The organism is Candidatus Kapaibacterium sp., assembly GCA_025059875.1.
GTDB lineage: Bacteria > Bacteroidota > Ignavibacteria > Kapaibacteriales > HRBIN21 > HRBIN21.
Genome location: JANXCT010000006.1, coordinates 62,360 through 78,464, shown reverse-complemented (window position 1 = coordinate 78,464; position 16,105 = coordinate 62,360). Strand labels below are relative to the sequence as shown.

General features: G+C 60.8%; 17 protein-coding genes. 8 read left to right on the top strand and 9 right to left on the bottom strand.

Features of this window, described 5'->3' with window-relative positions; all coding sequences use genetic code 11:
* Positions 1-369, top strand: a 369-nt coding sequence (locus NZ960_07235; protein ID MCS7177387.1) for a hypothetical protein, incomplete at its 5' end; no start/stop codon positions are given.
* Here the strand turns inward: NZ960_07235 and NZ960_07230 are convergent.
* The 9 genes from NZ960_07230 to leuS all read right to left on the bottom strand — a co-directional run bounded on the left by NZ960_07230 (position 366) and on the right by leuS (position 10,214).
* Positions 366-1,010, bottom strand: coding sequence for a putative DNA binding domain-containing protein (locus NZ960_07230; protein MCS7177386.1), 645 nt, complete (start codon positions 1,008-1,010; stop codon positions 366-368). The two genes, NZ960_07235 and NZ960_07230, sit on opposite strands and share 4 nt — an antisense overlap.
* Before the next feature lie 41 nt (positions 1,011-1,051).
* Complete coding sequence (locus tag NZ960_07225; GenBank protein ID MCS7177385.1) at positions 1,052-2,812, bottom strand: peptide-binding protein; 1,761 nt, start codon at positions 2,810-2,812, stop codon at positions 1,052-1,054.
* 187 nt (positions 2,813-2,999) lie between these two features.
* Positions 3,000-3,290, bottom strand: a complete 291-nt coding sequence (gene raiA, locus NZ960_07220) for a ribosome-associated translation inhibitor RaiA (GenBank protein MCS7177384.1) — start codon at positions 3,288-3,290, stop codon at positions 3,000-3,002.
* Between the two features lie 94 nt (positions 3,291-3,384).
* On the bottom strand, positions 3,385-4,188 hold the full coding sequence (locus tag NZ960_07215) for a hypothetical protein (protein ID MCS7177383.1): 804 nt from the start codon (positions 4,186-4,188) through the stop codon (positions 3,385-3,387).
* 7 nt (positions 4,189-4,195) lie between these two features.
* Complete coding sequence (gene rocF / locus NZ960_07210; protein MCS7177382.1) at positions 4,196-5,104, bottom strand: arginase; 909 nt, start codon at positions 5,102-5,104, stop codon at positions 4,196-4,198.
* A 3-nt stretch (positions 5,105-5,107) separates the two neighbouring features.
* Positions 5,108-5,944 (bottom strand): acetyl-CoA carboxylase, carboxyltransferase subunit beta, encoded by an 837-nt coding sequence (gene accD, locus NZ960_07205; protein MCS7177381.1) that lies wholly within the window; start codon positions 5,942-5,944, stop codon positions 5,108-5,110.
* A gap of 36 nt (positions 5,945-5,980) precedes the next feature.
* On the bottom strand, positions 5,981-6,898 hold the full coding sequence (gene fmt / locus NZ960_07200) for a methionyl-tRNA formyltransferase (GenBank protein ID MCS7177380.1): 918 nt from the start codon (positions 6,896-6,898) through the stop codon (positions 5,981-5,983).
* Between the two features lie 6 nt (positions 6,899-6,904).
* Positions 6,905-7,660 carry a sulfite exporter TauE/SafE family protein gene (locus tag NZ960_07195; GenBank protein ID MCS7177379.1) on the bottom strand — a complete coding sequence of 252 codons (756 nt, stop codon included), beginning with the start codon at positions 7,658-7,660 and terminating at the stop codon, positions 6,905-6,907.
* Positions 7,661-7,664: 4 nt separating this feature from the next.
* Entirely contained in the window at positions 7,665-10,214 is a 2,550-nt protein-coding gene (gene leuS, locus NZ960_07190) for a leucine--tRNA ligase (protein ID MCS7177378.1), read from the bottom strand.
* Positions 10,215-10,314: 100 nt separating this feature from the next.
* Here leuS and NZ960_07185 point away from each other — a divergent pair, with 100 nt between their 5' ends.
* From NZ960_07185 to NZ960_07155, 7 genes are all read left to right on the top strand, one after another.
* On the top strand, positions 10,315-10,512 hold the full coding sequence (locus tag NZ960_07185; GenBank protein MCS7177377.1) for a hypothetical protein: 198 nt from the start codon (positions 10,315-10,317) through the stop codon (positions 10,510-10,512).
* Between the two features lie 6 nt (positions 10,513-10,518).
* Positions 10,519-11,337 (top strand): undecaprenyl-diphosphate phosphatase, encoded by an 819-nt coding sequence (locus tag NZ960_07180; protein MCS7177376.1) that lies wholly within the window; start codon positions 10,519-10,521, stop codon positions 11,335-11,337.
* Between the two features lie 15 nt (positions 11,338-11,352).
* Positions 11,353-12,048, top strand: a complete 696-nt coding sequence (locus NZ960_07175) for a peptidylprolyl isomerase (GenBank protein MCS7177375.1) — start codon at positions 11,353-11,355, stop codon at positions 12,046-12,048.
* Positions 12,049-12,231: 183 nt separating this feature from the next.
* Positions 12,232-13,086: a dihydropteroate synthase gene (gene folP / locus NZ960_07170; GenBank protein MCS7177374.1), complete on the top strand. Its 855-nt coding sequence runs from the start codon at positions 12,232-12,234 to the stop codon at positions 13,084-13,086.
* Positions 13,070-13,954, top strand: coding sequence for a bifunctional methylenetetrahydrofolate dehydrogenase/methenyltetrahydrofolate cyclohydrolase FolD (gene folD / locus NZ960_07165; protein ID MCS7177373.1), 885 nt, complete (start codon positions 13,070-13,072; stop codon positions 13,952-13,954). Before folP ends, folD begins: the two co-directional genes overlap by 17 nt.
* On the top strand, positions 13,942-14,742 hold the full coding sequence (locus tag NZ960_07160; protein ID MCS7177372.1) for an RluA family pseudouridine synthase: 801 nt from the start codon (positions 13,942-13,944) through the stop codon (positions 14,740-14,742). The genes folD and NZ960_07160 overlap by 13 nt, the downstream gene beginning before the upstream one ends.
* 81 nt (positions 14,743-14,823) lie before the next feature.
* A partial coding sequence (locus NZ960_07155; GenBank protein ID MCS7177371.1) for a hypothetical protein occupies positions 14,824-16,105 on the top strand: 1,282 nt, incomplete at its 3' end.

Sequence of the window (16,105 nt, the reverse complement as noted above, 5' to 3'; positions counted from 1 at the left end):
TATACGGCCAAGCTGCTGCGAACGGAGCCACGGCCTGTGGTGGTCTGGTTCCCTCAGGGAGAACTCGTACCGTACGGCAGCCCGATTCGGTTTGCCCGAGGTCTGGAGCTCTTGTTGCGACGCGCAGAAGTGCCCCTGTGGGTGCAGACCGTGGGCATATATCCGCTGCTGTGGGAGCATGTGCGGCCGGAGCTCTACGCGGGCTTTGGCCGCAGCTGGCGCTTAGGGCCTGGCCTTGCGGGACCGACTCTGGAGGAGCTCTCTGCGGCAGTGGAAGAGGAGTTGCGGGAGCTGGAAGTCGCTGTCCGTCGGCGCAGCCCGTTTCGGGTGCTGCTGGAAGGAGTGCGTTCGCCACACGAGGCGCGTTAGGGGGAAGCGAGTGTGAAGTAGTCGCCGTTGGTTTCAACGTGGATCTGGAGCACTCCAGCTCGGGTGAGTCGCACCAGAATCTGTCCAGCGCGGCGGCGTGAGATGTTGACCAGCCGGGCAAACTCTGCTACCGTGATCTTCCCATGCCGCTCCAGGAACTCGAAGAGCGCCCGCTCCCGCCGCCCGATGGTGATGGTCACCGGCGGGGCATCGGGACGTTGAGCGGCTAAAAGGCGCACCATCTCGCGGGTGGCCAGCACGGACTGGTCCTGATGGCGAATGAAGACCGGCCCGCGGCGCTGCCCTGGGAGGACTACTCGATGGGGGCGCTGAGAGCTGGCAGGGACATAGACGACTACGATATCCTTGCCATCCACGGACACAACCCACACCTCGGCGTTCAGTGGCGGCTCGATGTAGAAAGAACAGGCCAGGCTGATGAGCTCAATCTCCTGTTTTTCGCTCTCCACTCCGACGATGCTCCGGTCATCGTCCACCCCAAAGAGCAGGTAACCACCTTGAGTGTTGGCAAAGGCGCACAGCTCTTTGGCGATCTTCTCCGGGGATGTGAAGCGCCGCTTGAATTCTACCGTCTGCGATTCGCCACCAGCGATGAGCTCCTGCAATTGGTGTCGTGTCATCGCTCCCTCCCCGGCGTGCTGTGGGACGGGCTTGTCTGGGATTAGCTTTCGCGGTATCGCTGGAGCGGTAGAGGGACCCACCACGTGTTCGCCCAGTAGCCGGGCCGCACAGCGAAGAAGCGCACGTTCTGGAGGCGGCGGTGGTAAGCTGCTGGATAGTCGGGCGACCACAAGAACGTGTAGGGCTGCTCTTCGTGGATAATCCGCTGGAACTCTCGCATGTACTCCAGCCGCTTCTTCGGGTCGAACTCTCGACGGTTCTTTTCCAGCAGCTCGTCAACCCGCGGGTTGATGAAGCCCACGTAGTTAGAGCCTCGGTTGAAGGCCTGCGAGGAGTGCCATATCTGGTACGGGTCGCTTGGGATGGGATCGGCGACCCAGCCTAAGATGGTGGCATCGAATTGGTGCGAGCGCACCTGCTGCAGGAAGGTTGCCCACTCCAGCTTCTGGACTCGGGCGCGGATGCCAACCTTCCGTAGCTCGTCGGACAAGAGCACAGCGATGTTCTCCCGAATCTCGTTGCCGGCATTGATGAGGAAGGTGAACTCGAAGGGGATGCGTTTGCCGTCCACGACCTTGTCCAGGATGCCATCGCCGTCGGTGTCACGCCATCCAGCTTCGGCCAAGAGCTGGCGGGCGCGTTCGGGATTGTACTCGTAGGGCTTCAGCGTGGTGTCGTACTCAGGGCGCCCTGGGTAGATTGGGCTGTTCACGGGGCGGGCATATCCAAGCATGATGGTGCGGATGAGCGCTTCGCGGTTGACTAAGTGTGAGAGGGCCTGCCGAACTCGCTTGTCAGAGAAGAAAGGGCGGCGAAGGTTCCAGCCGATGTACGTGTAGCTGGTCTGCCCGTAGGTAACCTTTCGCAAGTAGGGTGTCGCAGTCGTGTCGAGCATCTCCTCGAAGAGCTTCGGCGGGATGTAGCCCATGAAGTCGATGTCACCGTTCTTCAGGGCGCTGAGGGCACTGGTGCGCTCGCTGATGATGCGGTAGACCAACTGGGCCGGATACCGGCGGGCCCAAGGGTTGCGGTCTCCGTTCCAGTACCGCTCGTTGCGTCGGAGGCGGATGTACTCCGTTGTCCTCCACTCTTGGAGCACGTATGGGCCGCTGCCGATGATGTACTGCGGACTGCGCGAGCGCTCCGGAGCACGGAACCAAGAGGCGAACTCCTGTAGAGCAGGGTTCCGAGCCGCAGCAGCCGTGTCGTTTGTCTCAGCAATCGTGTAGCGGTCCGTTAGCCCCTGGGGGTCGAAGACATGCTTGGGTAGGATGGGCAATGCACCCAGGAAGTACTCGGCCAGGAAGTACGGCTCTCGCATGCGGATGATGACCGTGAAGGAATCAGGGGTGACAACATCGGCGACGTTGTCGTAGTAGTTCCGGAGAGCTGCAGCCTCTACGACGTAGGGGTTCTTGACCGCTTTGAACGTGAAGAGGACGTCGGCACTGGTGAGCGGACGCCCGTCAGAGAAGCGCACGTTTCGACGCAGCCGGAAGCGGTACGTAAGGTGATCAGAGCTGACGGCTGGCAGACTGTCGGCGATGTTTGGCTCTAGCTCCAGTGTCTGAGGGTGCTGGAAGAGCAGCGACTCGAAGATGTGGATGTAGATTTCGTGGCTGGTAGCGTCATTCGCGGTTAGCGGGTTGAGGCTCTCAGGGTCTGAGAGGATGTGGATGACAACCCAATCGCCAGGGGTAGGGGTGGTGGTGTCAACGCCTTCCAACGAGAACGTCCCAGCCTGCCGTCCACACCCGATGAGCACTGCTGAGCAGAGCAGGGGTAGCAGAACGCCCATCATTCCGCTCCTCCGCTGAGGTTGAAGACGAACGGTGCAGCGAGTTTGACCGTGTAGACCGCCACAAGCAAGAGCGTCCTTTGGCATCGGGGAGGGATAGGGCATACAAACATGCACACGAACGTTCCGCGCTGCTTGTAAGCTTTCCTGTCGCAGAGATCACGCTGGCCAGCCACTCCTCGCGTAGGAGCTACCTAGCTTCCCGTCGGGTCTTCAGTTTGCGCAGTTGCCGCACCAGCACATCGACGGCCTGGTTGAGGGCAGCAATGTAGGAGTCGCCTTTTTCCTTGACGACGATGTCATGCCCGTCGGCGTTGAGATGAACTTCCACGTGCTTAAAACCTCGTTCCTCTCCCAGTACGACGTGAGCTCGCAGGAGCGCAGGGTAGAAGCGAGTCAGCTTCTGCAGCTCACGTTCGACGGTCTCGTGGAGTTCCTCCGGTGCTTTGAAGTGGCGTGCTGTAAGTGTGACGTGGAGCATCGTCGCTGTTCGCGGTTGAGCCTACAATGCAGGTTTTGCCTACAAAGTTAAGCGGAACACGTGCAGAGTGCGCGTGGCCCTGATGGGGACTCATTCAGCGGAGGACGAAGGGGATTTGCAAAGCTATGGAGGCACAGAGGGTGAGCGTACTCCCGCTGAGAGGGAGTGGCCGACCGGTCTCGAGAGTAGAGCCGGGAAATTGGGCCGCAACTGGCTCCAGAAGTGCGTCTCGGAGAGGCAGGAAGCAGTAAGCTGCCTCCACTCGTATACCCTCCAGCAGCGAGCCTCGGGCCGCAGCATCGAAGCTGAGAGCTGTTCCAGCCAGCACCCGTACGCTTGGGCGGAGAAGACGCTGGTTGCGGTAGAGTCCTCCGTGGCGTGGGTCGCCAGGGATCGAGGTCGTGATGTGCTCTTGCCAGAGGAAGTGCCAGACAACAATCCCGGCGGCCGCATGCAGGTAAGTCCGGAATTGGCTCCTGATGGGCTGCCACTCTGGTCCTACCCATACCGGAAGGCTGTGCAACCGTAGGAGTGCGCGGACCACACGCTCGCCCCGACGATACTCCTCTTCTAGCCACTGCCGGTAAGTGTGGTCGGCCAGGAGCTGGGTAGAGCCAGCAGTGAGCCGAAGTCGCCAGAGGGAGTCTATGGGGATGCGGAAGCTAAGGCTAAACAGCTCACTCGGGGGGAAAGCAACGGGGGAGCCTTCTGCTTGGGTCAAGGCTCGGTACTGCTGTAGGGCTTCACGTCCGTCCCAGGCTATGGCAATGCCAACATCGGCGCTGAGCTCTATCCATAGGGTGTCGGCCCTGGTGATGTTGTCTCTGAGGTGTGTGGGATGTGCCAAGAGGGAGGCAGCAGCCCATCCTGCAAGGAGGCCTGCCGTGAATGCTCTCATTGACGCCTTAGAGGATGCGCTTCCCCATGAGCGAGGCCACCATCTCTGCAGCCACGGTGGCGCTCATGTTGCGGTCGTCCAGGATGGGGTTCACCTCCACAACGTCCAGCGACTGCGCCCCGCCGTGCTCCGCGATTGTCTCCATCAGCAGGTGGGCTTCGCGGTAGCTAAGCCCACCAGGGACAGGAGTCCCAACGCCGCGGGCAACCGAAGGGTCGAGGACGTCAACATCGAAGCTGACGTGGAGGTGGTCTATCCGGTTGCGCAGGTACTGGAGCGCCTCTACAGCGACTGCGTAGATACCCCGGCGGTCTACGTCCTGCATCGTGTAGATGCGTAAGCCAAGCTCTTGGATGAGCTGGCGCTCTCCGGGGTCCAAGGAGCGGACGCCAACTAGCACAACATCTGCAGGTTCTACCATTGGCGGGGGCTCTAGCAGGCGGGTCAGCTCCGGGGCTCCGCGGCCGAGTGCAATCGCCAATGGCATGCCGTGGATATTGCCCGATGGGGTTGTCTCCGGAGTGTTGAGGTCACCGTGGGCATCGATCCAAAGGACCCCGAGCCGCTTGCCTTGTTGGCGGCACCACCGGGCAACGCCTGCGATGGAGCCGATGCTCATAGAGTGGTCTCCGCCGAGGAGGAGAGGGAAGCCCCCTTCGGCCAAGACAGTAGTGACGCGCTCAGCGAGCTCTCGGCAGGCCCGCTGGATTTCGGGAAGGTACTTCAGCCGGGGGTCGTATACCTCCTGGACTTCCCGGGTTCGGATGGAAACGTCGCCATGGTCCAAAACTTGGTAGCCCAGTTCTCGAAGTGACTCCCCGATGCCAGCGATTCGAAGGGCCGAGGGCCCCATGTCAACTCCTCGCCGGCCAGCGCCCAAGTCCATAGGGAAGCCAACGAGGACCACAGTCTGCATGGCTCAGCAGAGAAGCTCCAACAGCTGTGCAAGCACAGGCCGCAGCTCCTTGCGGTGGACGACGCGGTCCACGAAGCCGTGCTCTAACAAGAACTCAGCTGTCTGGAACCCCTCGGGCAGTTTCCGTTTCGTGGCTTGCTCTATAACCCGAGGTCCGGCGAAGCCGATGAGGGCACCAGGCTCTGCCAGGATGATGTCCCCGAGCATTGCAAAGGAGGCAGTAACGCCTCCGGTTGTCGGGTCGGTCAGCACGGTGATGTAGGGCAGACGAGCCTCTGCAAGCTGCGTCAGAGCAGCTGCTGTCTTTGCCATCTGCATCAGGGAGAGAGCTCCTTCTTGCATACGCGCTCCGCCAGAGGCGCAGATGACTACCATTGGCAGGCGCTGTTCTATAGCGTCATGGACGGCTCGGCGGAACTTCTCTCCGACCACCGAGCCCATACTGCCTCCGATGAAGGAGAAGTTCATACAGCCAAAGACGAGCGGGCGTCCGACAAGTCGAGCGAACCCTGTCGTGATGGCTTCGTTGAGACCGGTGGTGCGGTAGGCGTCCTCCAGACGCTTGGCATACGGCTTAGTGTCCACGAACTGCAGGGGATCAACGGAACGCAGCTCCACGTGAGTCTCTTGGAAGCTCCCATCATCCAACAGGAAGGCGATGTACTGGCGGCTGCCGATGCGGAAGTGGTAGCTACACGACGGACACGTATAGAGGTGCTCCTCGAGTTGCTTCTTGTAGAGGATGGCGTTGCAGCGTGGGCATTTCGCCCATAGGCCTTCGGGCAGCTCGCGCTGTTGGGTCTCCTCAATGTTCGGCTTCTTTCGAAGGAACCATGCCATAGGGCAGAGTAGCAGAGTGGTACGGCCTTTCCCAATTTACAGTAGCTTGCCCTCACGCCCTCCTCGCCAGCCTCGGAGGAAGGCCTCTGCAGGCATTACTCGGCGCCCTTCGCGCTGAAGTTCCAAGATCTCTACAGAGCCTTCAGCACAAGCGATGAGGAAGCGATCTTCGGTCATCCGGAAGGTTCCAGGGGGACCGAAGGAGGCTTCTACTGTTCGAGCTCGGAGCATTCGAATGCGTTGCCCTTCCAAGAGAGCCCATGCGCCAGGTTCTGGGGAGAGTCCGTGGATCCAGCGCCGGACCTCTTCCGCTGGGCGATCCCAGCGGAGATGGCAATCCTCTGGGCGTAACTTGGGTGCAGTAGTTGCCTGGGAGTGGTCTTGGGGGCATGGGTGGAGAGTTTCAGCCAATAGCCCTTGCAGCGTTTCTACGGCGAGTTCAGCAGCCATGGGCATGAGCTGGTCATGGAGCTCGCCATATGTTGTGCCGTCAGAGATCGGGTGTTCCCGCTGGAGGAGAATGGGGCCAGTATCTACGCTAGCTTCCAGCAAGAAGCTCGTCACACCGGTGACTGTCTCGCCACGGATGATGGCCCAATGGATTGGGGCTGCACCGCGCAGCTTCGGTAGGAGGCTTGGGTGGACACAGAAAGCAGCGCGACGCGCACAGCCGTAGACCTCTGGTGGTACGATCCGGAAAGCGATAACAACGATGAAGTCAGGCTCGACGGCGCGGAACTGCTGGACAAACTCAGGATCCCGTAGGGATACAGGCTCCCAGACGGGTATGCCTAACCGCAGCGCAGCTTCTTTAACCGGTGAAGGGCGGAAGCGTAGCCCACGTCCTTGCGGTTTCTCCGGTGCTGTGATGACAAGCTCTACCCCAAACTCTCGGTGGAGTGCCTCCAGGCTTGGGACGGCAAAGTGCGGGGTACCCATGAACACGATACGCATCGAGGCCTACCCCCTCCACTGCGTCCAGAGGAAGTACACTGCGAAGGCGATTGTGGCGAGGCCGTAGAGGAGCCGAAGCTGGCGAGAGGGCAGACGGACAGCTAAGCTCCCGCCGAGGTACGATAGGGGAATGCTACCTGCCAGAAAGGGGAGCAGAACGTCTGCTCGGATGTGCCCTAACCATGTGTGGACGAGTGCTCCCGGCAGAGCCAGTCCGGCGACGCACACCAGAGAGGTTGCCAGCGCCTGCTTCAACGGGAAGCCAAGGAGTAGGGTCAGCGCTGGCACGAGGATAATCCCACCTCCGATAGCCAGTAGTCCTCCCAGGAACCCAGTGATGGCACCAATCCCGACGAGGAGGGCCCAAGACGGGCTGGCAACAAGGGCCTCTGTAGCCTCTGGGAGTGGGTGTATACCCCGGGATTCCCAGAGGAAGCGCAATCCTACCAAGCAGAGCAGCAGTCCTGTCAAGAGCATAAGGCTCTGCCCTCCGACGATGCGGGTGGTTAGAGCTCCAACAACGGTTGTCGGCAATCCACCAAGAAGAATCCAGGCTGCAGTCTCCCACCGAACAAGGCCATGGCGCCAGTATGCTACGGCACCGGCAAGTGCTGTCGGGATGACTCCAGGAAGCGGGGTTGCTAAGGCCACCAGCGGCTCTACTCCTGAGAGGCGTAGCAATGGCGTAGCGATGATGGCGCCTCCGATTCCGAAGAGCCCTGAGGCCAACCCTGCAATTCCCCCAATGAGCAGCGGTTGCATCGCTTCATTCCACAACGATGTTGACGAGTCGGTTCGGGACTACAATCGTCTGGAGGACCTTCCGGCCAGCAATGAACCGCTGCACGTTGGGATGGTCCATGGCGTAGCGCCGCAGTTCCTGTTCATCTGTGCCGAAGGGAAGCTGGACCTTCGCCCGCACCTTGCCGTTGACTTGGAAGACAATCTCAACCTGGCGTGGGGTGGCCTTCTGCGGGTCATAGTCGGGGAAGCGCTGGATGACGATGGAATCCGTGTGCCCGAGTCGGTGCCAGAGCTCCTCGGCGATGTGGGGAGCAAACGGGGCGAGGCAGAGGAGGAAGGGTTCCAGCAACGCTCGGGGCCGCCGAGGCATGTGGGAGACTTCCCCGACGAAGACCATCATCTGAGCTATCGCCGTGTTGAAGCGCAGGGCCTCGATGTCCTCGCGGACTTTCTTGATGGTGCTGTGGAGCAGGAACTCTTGTTCCTCCGTCAGTGGATCGTCGCAGACGGCGGGGCTCAGCGAGCCATCCTCTTCGACGAAGAGGCGCCAGACACGGTTCAGGAAGCGGGCAATCCCCTCAATGCCCCTAGTTGACCAGGGTTTGGTGGCCTCCAGCGGTCCCAGGAACATCTCGAACAGCCGGAGGGCGTCGGCCCCATACTGAGCGACGACGTCGTCGGGGTTGATGACATTCCCGAGCGATTTGGACATCTTCCGGCCGTCCTCGCCAAGGATGAGTCCTTGGTGGAAGAGCCGGTGGAAGGGCTCTGGAGTGGAGACGTAGCCATAGTCGTAGAGTACCTTGTGCCAGAAGCGGGCGTAGAGGAGGTGGAGGACAGCGTGTTCGGCTCCGCCGATGTAGAGGTCCACGCCGTGGGGCTGCATCCAGTAGCGCTCTTTGGCTGGATCGCAGAACCAGGAGTCGTTGTGGGGATCGAGGTAGCGGAGGTAGTACCAGCAGGAACCTGCCCATTGCGGCATTGTGTTGGTTTCGCGCCGGGCAGGCCGGCCTGTCTTGGGATCGCGGATGTAGACCCAGTCTGTGAGTGCTGCCAGCGGGGATTCGGGTTTGCCCGTAGGCATGAAGGAGACTCGCTCGGGTAGGAGGAGCGGGAGTTCGTCCAAGTCTAAGGCGCGGCGGGTTCCGTCATCATAGTAGAGGATTGGGATCGGCTCGCCCCAGTACCGCTGGCGGGAAAATAGCCAATCGCGGAGCTTGTACGTGACGGCGCGGCGTCCGTGTCCAGAGGCTTCCAGCCACTGGATGATCCGCTCTTTGGCTTCTGGGGTTGGTAGTCCATCCAGGGAGATGCCTTCGGCGGAGGAGTTCACGGCAACCCCGTCGTCAGTGAAGGCGGCTTCCGTAATGTCCCAGGGGCTTCCGTCGGCCGGTCTGACGACCTGTCGGATGGGGAGTCCGAAAGTACGGGCGAAGGCGTGGTCGCGCTCGTCGTGCCCCGGTACTGCCATGATGGCGCCGCTGCCGTAGTGAGGCAGGACGTAATCGGCAATCCAGATCGGTAGCTGTGCCCCTGTGGCTGGGTGAAGGGCATAGGCACCGGTGAAGACGCCCGTCTTAGGACGCTCTTGGAGGCGCTCCGACTCTAACTGGCGTGCTACCTGCTGTTGGTACTCGACGACGAATGGGCGTTGTTCGGGAGTGGTAAGGCTCTCCACGAGCGGATGCTCGGGGGCAAGGATCAGGAACGTGGCGCCAAAGAGCGTATCTGGGCGCGTGGTGAAGATGCGGATTTGGAGTCCTGGCTGTCCGACGACGGGAAAGAAGATCTCGGCTCCGAGGCTCTTGCCAATCCAGTTCCGCTGCATCTCGATGGTAGACTCTGGCCACTTCAGGAGCTCCAGGTCTTGGAGGAGTCGTTCAGCGTAGGCCGTAATCCGCAGCATCCATTGCTGTAGGGAACGACGCTCGACCGTATACCCCTTCTCGCGCCATTCATCCACCTCCTCATTTGCCAGGACGGTGCCGAGCTCCGGACACCAGTTGACAGGCATCGTTGCAAGGTAGGCCAGCCGGAATTGGTCCTGGTAGGCCTGGATCTCTAAGGGATCGCGGAGTCCTTCAGGGAGTGGGAGTTCGCTAATTGGACGGGCACGCTGCTGCTCGGGGTCGTACCAGGAGTTGTAGATGAGCGTGAACATCCACTGCGTCCACTTGTAGTACCGCGGATCGGTGGTGATGATCTCGCGTGACCAGTCGTAGCTGAAGCCCAGCATCTTCAGCTGGCGGCGGAAGTTGGCTACGTTCTGCTCGGTGGCTACCTGCGGCGGAATCCCTGTCTGCATGGAGTACCGCTCGGTCGGGAGCCCGAAGGCATCGAATCCAATTGGGTGGAGGACATTGTAGCCGCACATGCGCTTGTAGCGGGCCACGATATCGGTTGCTGTGTAGCCTTCGGGATGCCCTATGTGAAGCCCAGCGGCACTGGGGTAGGGGAACATGTCCAGCACGTAGAACTTCGGCAACTCAGGGCGCTCCTCAACACGGTAGAGGCCCTGTTCTTCCCACCACCGCTGCCACTTCGGCTCAATCTCTGCGAACGGGTAGCCCATGGAACTGCGAAACACAGCACTGCAACACACCCAGCGAAAGGGCAAACTTACACAAAGCTCTTCCAGCTGCCCCGGCACGGAGGGAATTCTGCTAGGACAGATGGTGGTGCCGCGATTGCTCTTCCTTTGGTCCTGCTTCAGCCGCTTAGGACTCGTAGAGCGGACGCTAGAGGGCGGGCATAGGCTCTGTTTGGCGTGGGGTGAGCTCACGGAGGCGGCCTGCGGGAGCATAGCTCGGTGGGTGGGCCAGCAGGGGGCAGGGGTTGTCGGTATCTTTGCGGCTCATGGACGAGAGTAGTTCGGCATGGGTTTCTGGGAAGCCGTCGTAATCGGGGTTGTGCAGGGGGTGACGGAGTTTCTGCCGATTAGCAGTACGGCGCACGTCACGCTGGCGGGGATGCTCTTTGGAACGGAGCCGCAGGCAATGGCACAGCAATGGACGGCATTCTTGGCAACGATCCAACTCGGGAGCCTGGCGGCGGTTGCGTGGTACTTCCGGGCTGATATGCTGACGATCGTGAAGGCACTAGGGACGGGCTCAGAGCGTGGATGCGGACGGCGCTTGTTGACGTGCATAGCGATTGGCAGTGTCCCGATCGGAGTGCTTGGCCTTGGGTTGAAACCGCTCATAGAGAGTCCGCTAACGAAGGAGCCACTGCTCATTGCCGGGGCATTGGTGGCCGTCTCTGGACTCATGGCGCTGGCTGAGTGGAATGGACGCGGACAACGGGGAATAGGGCAGCTCCGCTGGTGGGAAGCGCTGATCATCGGGACAGCCCAGGCGCTAGCGCTCGTGCCGGGGAGCTCTCGCTCTGGCTCGACGATTGCGGCTGCTATGCTCGTCGGGATGGCTCGGCACGAAGCTGCCCGCTTCTCGTTCCTCCTCAGCATCCCGGCGATTGCCGCCAGCGGGCTGCTGGAGTTCAACATGCTCGTTTCAGCTCCTGGGGTGCTGGGTTCGTGGCAGGCGCTCGGAGCCAGCTTCGGTGCGGCTTTCCTGAGCAGCTATGTCGCAATTGCGTTCCTACTCCGCTACCTACGGACGCACACACTATGGGCCTTCATCGTCTACAGGCTGGCGCTTGCGGGCGCTATTGGCTTCTACAGTTTGTCACACCAGTGAGCGAAGGGCATGCAGATGGGATGGTGGAGTGTTCTCGTGTGGATGGTTGTGCTCCTTGGGTGCCAACGGGCGCAGATGCAGCAGTCGTACAATCGTGGCGACACTCCAGCGGCGACATCGCCTTCTGCGGCTGTAACGCCAGCGCCACAGCGGGCGGATACCCCTGTCATCACGCACATTGCCGTGCTGCGGACCTCGCTCGGTGAGATTACGCTGGGGCTCTACGGCGAAGATGCTCCGAAGACCGTGCGCAACTTCGTGGAGCTGTCGCGCCGTGGCTACTACGACGGAGTGCTCTTCCACCGCGTGGCCCGCAACTTCGTCATCCAGGCAGGGGACCCGCTGACGAAGGACCCTAAGCAGCGAGCCCGCTGGGGAACGGGCGGGACGAGCATCTATGGCGGCGAATTCGAGGACGAGCTCAATCCGGAAACCCCCAGCTACCGCCTCGGGTATCAGCTCGGCACCGTTGCGATGGCCAATCGCGGTCCCAACACGAACACAAGCCAGTTCTTCATCTGCCTAGAGCGAGCCGTCAACCTCCCGAAGGCATACACCATCTTTGGGCGTGTGCTGGAGGGGATGGACGTGGTGCGGAAGATCGCCGCGGTTCCCATAGATCCCGGTCCTTTTGGGCCCGAGGACGGTACCCCGAAGACGCCGGTGGTGATTGAGTCGGTGCAGGTACGAGAGGTCCGCAAAGGACAGTAGCGGTGAGGCACCTATCAGCAGGTCGCGTTCTGGCGGCTCTTTGGGGTGTTGATTCGCCGGGGTTGAGACTCGGATCGCCTAGTCGGAAGGGCCGAGAGCTACTACAGGGAGTTTGGACTGCCGAAGCAGTCTGAAATCGTCACAGTACGGTCTGGAAGGCTTGCGTGACATCGGAGGTAGGCCATGGCACGGCAGTTTCCGCAGATTATGGGCGTAGTGAACGTCACGCCGGACTCCTTCTCCGACGGTGGCCTCTACGTCGAGCCTCAGGCTGCTATCGAGCACGCGCTGCGGCTCGTAGAGGAGGGGGCCGATATCCTGGACATTGGGGGCGAGAGCACTCGTCCCGGGGCTGAGCCGGTGCCAGTTGAGGAGGAGCTGCGGCGTGTTATCCCGGTTGTAGAAGGCATTCGGCGATACCAGCGCGAAATTCCGATTTCGATTGACACGACGAAGTACGAAGTAGCGGCGGCGGCCCTCGCTGTTGGGGCCACGATGCTCAACGACATCAGCGCTCTGCGCTTCGATCCTCGGATTGGCGAGCTGGCTGCCGAGCACGACGTCCCGTTGGTGCTCATGCACATGCAGGGGACTCCGCGGACCATGCAGGAGAATCCGCAGTATGGCGATGTTGTTGCCGAAGTCAAGGCCTTCCTGCAGGAGCGGATTGCACACGCTCGGGCTCTGGGAGTGCGGCGCATCATCGCCGACGTGGGAATCGGGTTCGGGAAGACAGTGGAGCACAACTGGGAGCTTCTACGGCGACATCGGGAGTTCCTCAGTCTTGGGGTGCCGATGCTGTTGGGAATTTCTCGGAAGTCGTTCCTTGGCAAGACGCTGGGGATAGAGGATCCCCGGCAGCGTGACTGCGCCACAGCATTACTCCATGCGCTCTTGCTGGACAGCGGTGTTTCGATTGTCCGTGTCCACAACGTGGCTCTCATGGCGCAGTTGCGGCACCTGTGGCAGTGCCTCCAGGGGAGGGAGGGTGAGCAAGTAGAAGGACAGGAGCTACCGGCTTATGGCAACGCTCATTGATGGTCGGGCTGTAGCGGCAGAACTTCGGGCGCAGTTGCGGCAGAAGGTGGAGCAACTGTGGCAGGAGCGCGGTATTCGGCCGGGTTTGGCCTTGCTCCTGGTCGGGGATAACCCCGCCTCGCAGGTCTACGTGCGTTCGAAGGCGAAGGCGTGCCAGGAGGTGGGGTTCCTTTCCATTGTGGAGCATCTGCCGGCAGACACCCCACAGCAGGTCGTGTTCGACTACATTGCGCGTTGGAACGAGCGAGAGGACATCCACGGGATTCTGGTACAATTGCCGCTGCCGAAGCAGATTGAGGAGCAGGAAGTGCTGCTCCGTATTGTCCCGTGGAAGGACGTTGACGGCTTCCATCCGGAAAACGTCGGACGGCTGGTACTCGGCCTGCCTTGTTTTGTGCCCTGCACGCCCGCTGGAATTTTGGAGCTGCTGCGGCGATACGTCGGTCCGCTCTCGGGCAAGCACGTGGTTGTCGTTGGGCGTAGCAACATCGTCGGCAAGCCAGTGGCGAACCTGCTCATGCAGAAGACGCCGGATGCAAATGCAATCGTGACGGTCTGCCACACGGGTGCACGCGATCTGGCGCAGTACACGCGCCAAGCCGATGTGCTCATCGTAGCAATGGGTGTTGCTGGCGCGATTGGCGCGGAGCACGTCAAGGAAGGGGTTGTCGTCATTGATGTTGGCATCAACCGCATCGTAGACCCTGCCTCCGGCAAGGAGCGGCTCGTCGGGGATGTTCGGTTCGAGGAGGTCTTTCCTAAAGCCGCGGCAATTACGCCAGTACCCGGCGGGGTTGGTCCGATGACGATTGCAATGCTCTTGTGGAACACTTACCGAGCGGCTACCGGTGAGGTATGGAGGCGGTGAAGCCATCTGCAGTCACGGTCCTCTACAGCGATGAGGACATCATCGTGGTGAACAAGCCCCCTGGAATGCTGAGCATCCCGGACCGCTTCCGTAAGGACCTGCCAACGGTCCGGGGCGCGTTAGAGAGGCGCTTCGGGCAGGTCTACGTTGTGCATCGCTTGGATAAGGATACCAGCGGTGTCATGCTCTTTGCCCGTACGGCGGAAGCCCATCGGGCACTGTGCCGACAGTTCGAGTATCGGCGGGTAGAGAAGTGCTACCACGCTGTCCTCAGCGGCATTTTGGAGAAAGACGAGCTGGAGGTGGATTTTCCCCTCTTGCCTGACCCCCGACGTCCTGGGCGGATGATCCCTTCGGCTCGCGGGAAAGAGGCGCGAACACGGATTCAGGTCCTCCAGCGGTTCCGGATTGCCACCTATGTGGAGTGCTCTCTCACCACTGGTCGGATGCACCAGGTACGGGTCCACTGCGCGGCGATTGGCCACCCTCTGTTAGTAGATCCGGAGTATGGGGGTGCGGCTGCCTTCTTCCTCTCCAGCATTAAGCGCCGCTACAAGCTGGCTGCCGATGAGGTAGAGCTCCCTCTCCTGAGGCGTGTTCCCCTCCACGCTTCCGCGTTAGGGTTTGAACACCCCCGTACGGGCGCTTTCCTGCGGCTGGAAGCCCCGCTGCCGAAGGACTTCCGTGCCCTCCTCCATGCTCTGCAGAAGTATGCTCCGTACAGTTCTGACTGGTTGCAGCCGATACTCAAGGGAAGGGCTCCAGAATTCGATGGAGGGACTCCGTAGTTTTACCGATGCACCCCTCTAACGAGAGCTGCTAAGTTTGTAGTCTAGCTGCGGTATGTGGCTCCAAGGACAGGACGGCCCATGTGGTGGTTTGCGACGGCTGTAATCGCATTCTGCATGGGAGAAGTGGTACTAGCGCAGCAAAACGTAGGAATTGGGACGAATACCCCACATCCATCGGCACTGCTCCACCTGGAGAGCACGACCAAAGGTCTCCTCATCCCCCGGATGACTCAAGCGCAACGCGATGCGATTCTCTCGCCAGCAACGGGACTCATCATCTACCAGACCGACAACAACCCCGGTTTCTACTACTATACCGGCACAACATGGGTCCCATTGTTGAGCAATGTCTCTGGCGGAGGCCTCTTCTGGGCATTGGGGGGGAACACGGTCACGAACCCTGCGACTCAATGGCTGGGTACTCAGAACGCCCAGCCCCTGATCATTCGGACGGATGGGGTGGAGCGGGTGTGGATCACCGCCACCGGCCAGGTAGGAATAGGAGCAGCTCCCAGCCTCAACGCACGGCTGGAGACCCAGACTCTGGCCCCAAGCGGTGCGGTGGAAGCGGTGTTTGGAAAAGGGAGCAGCGGGGTCAGCATCATGTCTGGGTGGCCCACGATTGGCTTCAATGCGTACTACACTACGACGCAGTGGCGCTCCCTTGTAGCTGGGTGGACGGGGAATATTTCCGTAGACCAGACCTCTGGGGTTATGCGCTTTGAGTTGCCCCTAAATGCCGCTACGGCTGCAAATCAATCGGTGGTCCATCAGCCGCGGATGGTCATCACTCCCACAGGCCGTGTAGGCATCGGGACTCTCGCTCCAGCGCAAGCACTGCATGTAGAGGGATCGGCCTACGTTGCAAACCAGCTCAGTGTCGGTGTCGCTTCCCCAACACACACGCTGCAGGTTAGCGGTACGAGTGCTCTCTTCTCCTCTGCTAGTGATTTCCGGCTTTACGTCTCCAGAAACACCACTGCTCACACCGGCACCCTCGTCTTCCAGACGGCCTTTTCTGGGAGGGCGGAGCTTGGGCTCGTCAGCGGGACTGAGGACTTTAGCATCCGGGTCTCTGCGGATGGGACGAACTGGACGCAGGCCGTGACGATTGACCGAACGAGCGGGAATGTAGGTCTCGGGACCACGACCCCGACGCATCGACTCCACATCAGCGCTACCGCTGATCCCCTTCGAATACAAGGACTTCAGAGCGATCCTACACTCAACGAATTGCTTGTCGTAACAAGTACTGGCATAGTTCGGACCCGCTCGGCCAGCTCTCTGGTGAGCGGGAACGCCTGGAGTCTAACCGGCAACAGTGGAACAAACCCGGCGACGAATTTTTTGGGGACGGCGG

What these genes read in the sequence shown, in the direction of transcription:
- NZ960_07230 (MCS7177386.1), bottom strand. Translation starts at nt 1,010, where the DNA reads ATGACACGACACCAATTGCAGGAGCTCATCGCTGGTGGCGAATCGCAG.
- NZ960_07225 (MCS7177385.1), bottom strand. Translation starts at nt 2,812, where the DNA reads ATGATGGGCGTTCTGCTACCCCTGCTCTGCTCAGCAGTGCTCATCGGG.
- raiA (MCS7177384.1), bottom strand. Translation starts at nt 3,290, where the DNA reads ATGCTCCACGTCACACTTACAGCACGCCACTTCAAAGCACCGGAGGAA.
- NZ960_07215 (MCS7177383.1), bottom strand. Translation starts at nt 4,188, where the DNA reads ATGAGAGCATTCACGGCAGGCCTCCTTGCAGGATGGGCTGCTGCCTCC.
- rocF (MCS7177382.1), bottom strand. Translation starts at nt 5,104, where the DNA reads ATGCAGACTGTGGTCCTCGTTGGCTTCCCTATGGACTTGGGCGCTGGC.
- accD (MCS7177381.1), bottom strand. Translation starts at nt 5,944, where the DNA reads ATGGCATGGTTCCTTCGAAAGAAGCCGAACATTGAGGAGACCCAACAG.
- fmt (MCS7177380.1), bottom strand. Translation starts at nt 6,898, where the DNA reads ATGCGTATCGTGTTCATGGGTACCCCGCACTTTGCCGTCCCAAGCCTG.
- NZ960_07195 (MCS7177379.1), bottom strand. Translation starts at nt 7,660, where the DNA reads ATGCAACCGCTGCTCATTGGGGGAATTGCAGGGTTGGCCTCAGGGCTC.
- leuS (MCS7177378.1), bottom strand. Translation starts at nt 10,214, where the DNA reads ATGGGCTACCCGTTCGCAGAGATTGAGCCGAAGTGGCAGCGGTGGTGG.
- NZ960_07185 (MCS7177377.1), top strand. Translation starts at nt 10,315, where the DNA reads ATGGTGGTGCCGCGATTGCTCTTCCTTTGGTCCTGCTTCAGCCGCTTA.
- NZ960_07180 (MCS7177376.1), top strand. Translation starts at nt 10,519, where the DNA reads ATGGGTTTCTGGGAAGCCGTCGTAATCGGGGTTGTGCAGGGGGTGACG.
- NZ960_07175 (MCS7177375.1), top strand. Translation starts at nt 11,353, where the DNA reads ATGGGATGGTGGAGTGTTCTCGTGTGGATGGTTGTGCTCCTTGGGTGC.
- folP (MCS7177374.1), top strand. Translation starts at nt 12,232, where the DNA reads ATGGCACGGCAGTTTCCGCAGATTATGGGCGTAGTGAACGTCACGCCG.
- folD (MCS7177373.1), top strand. Translation starts at nt 13,070, where the DNA reads ATGGCAACGCTCATTGATGGTCGGGCTGTAGCGGCAGAACTTCGGGCG.
- NZ960_07160 (MCS7177372.1), top strand. Translation starts at nt 13,942, where the DNA reads ATGGAGGCGGTGAAGCCATCTGCAGTCACGGTCCTCTACAGCGATGAG.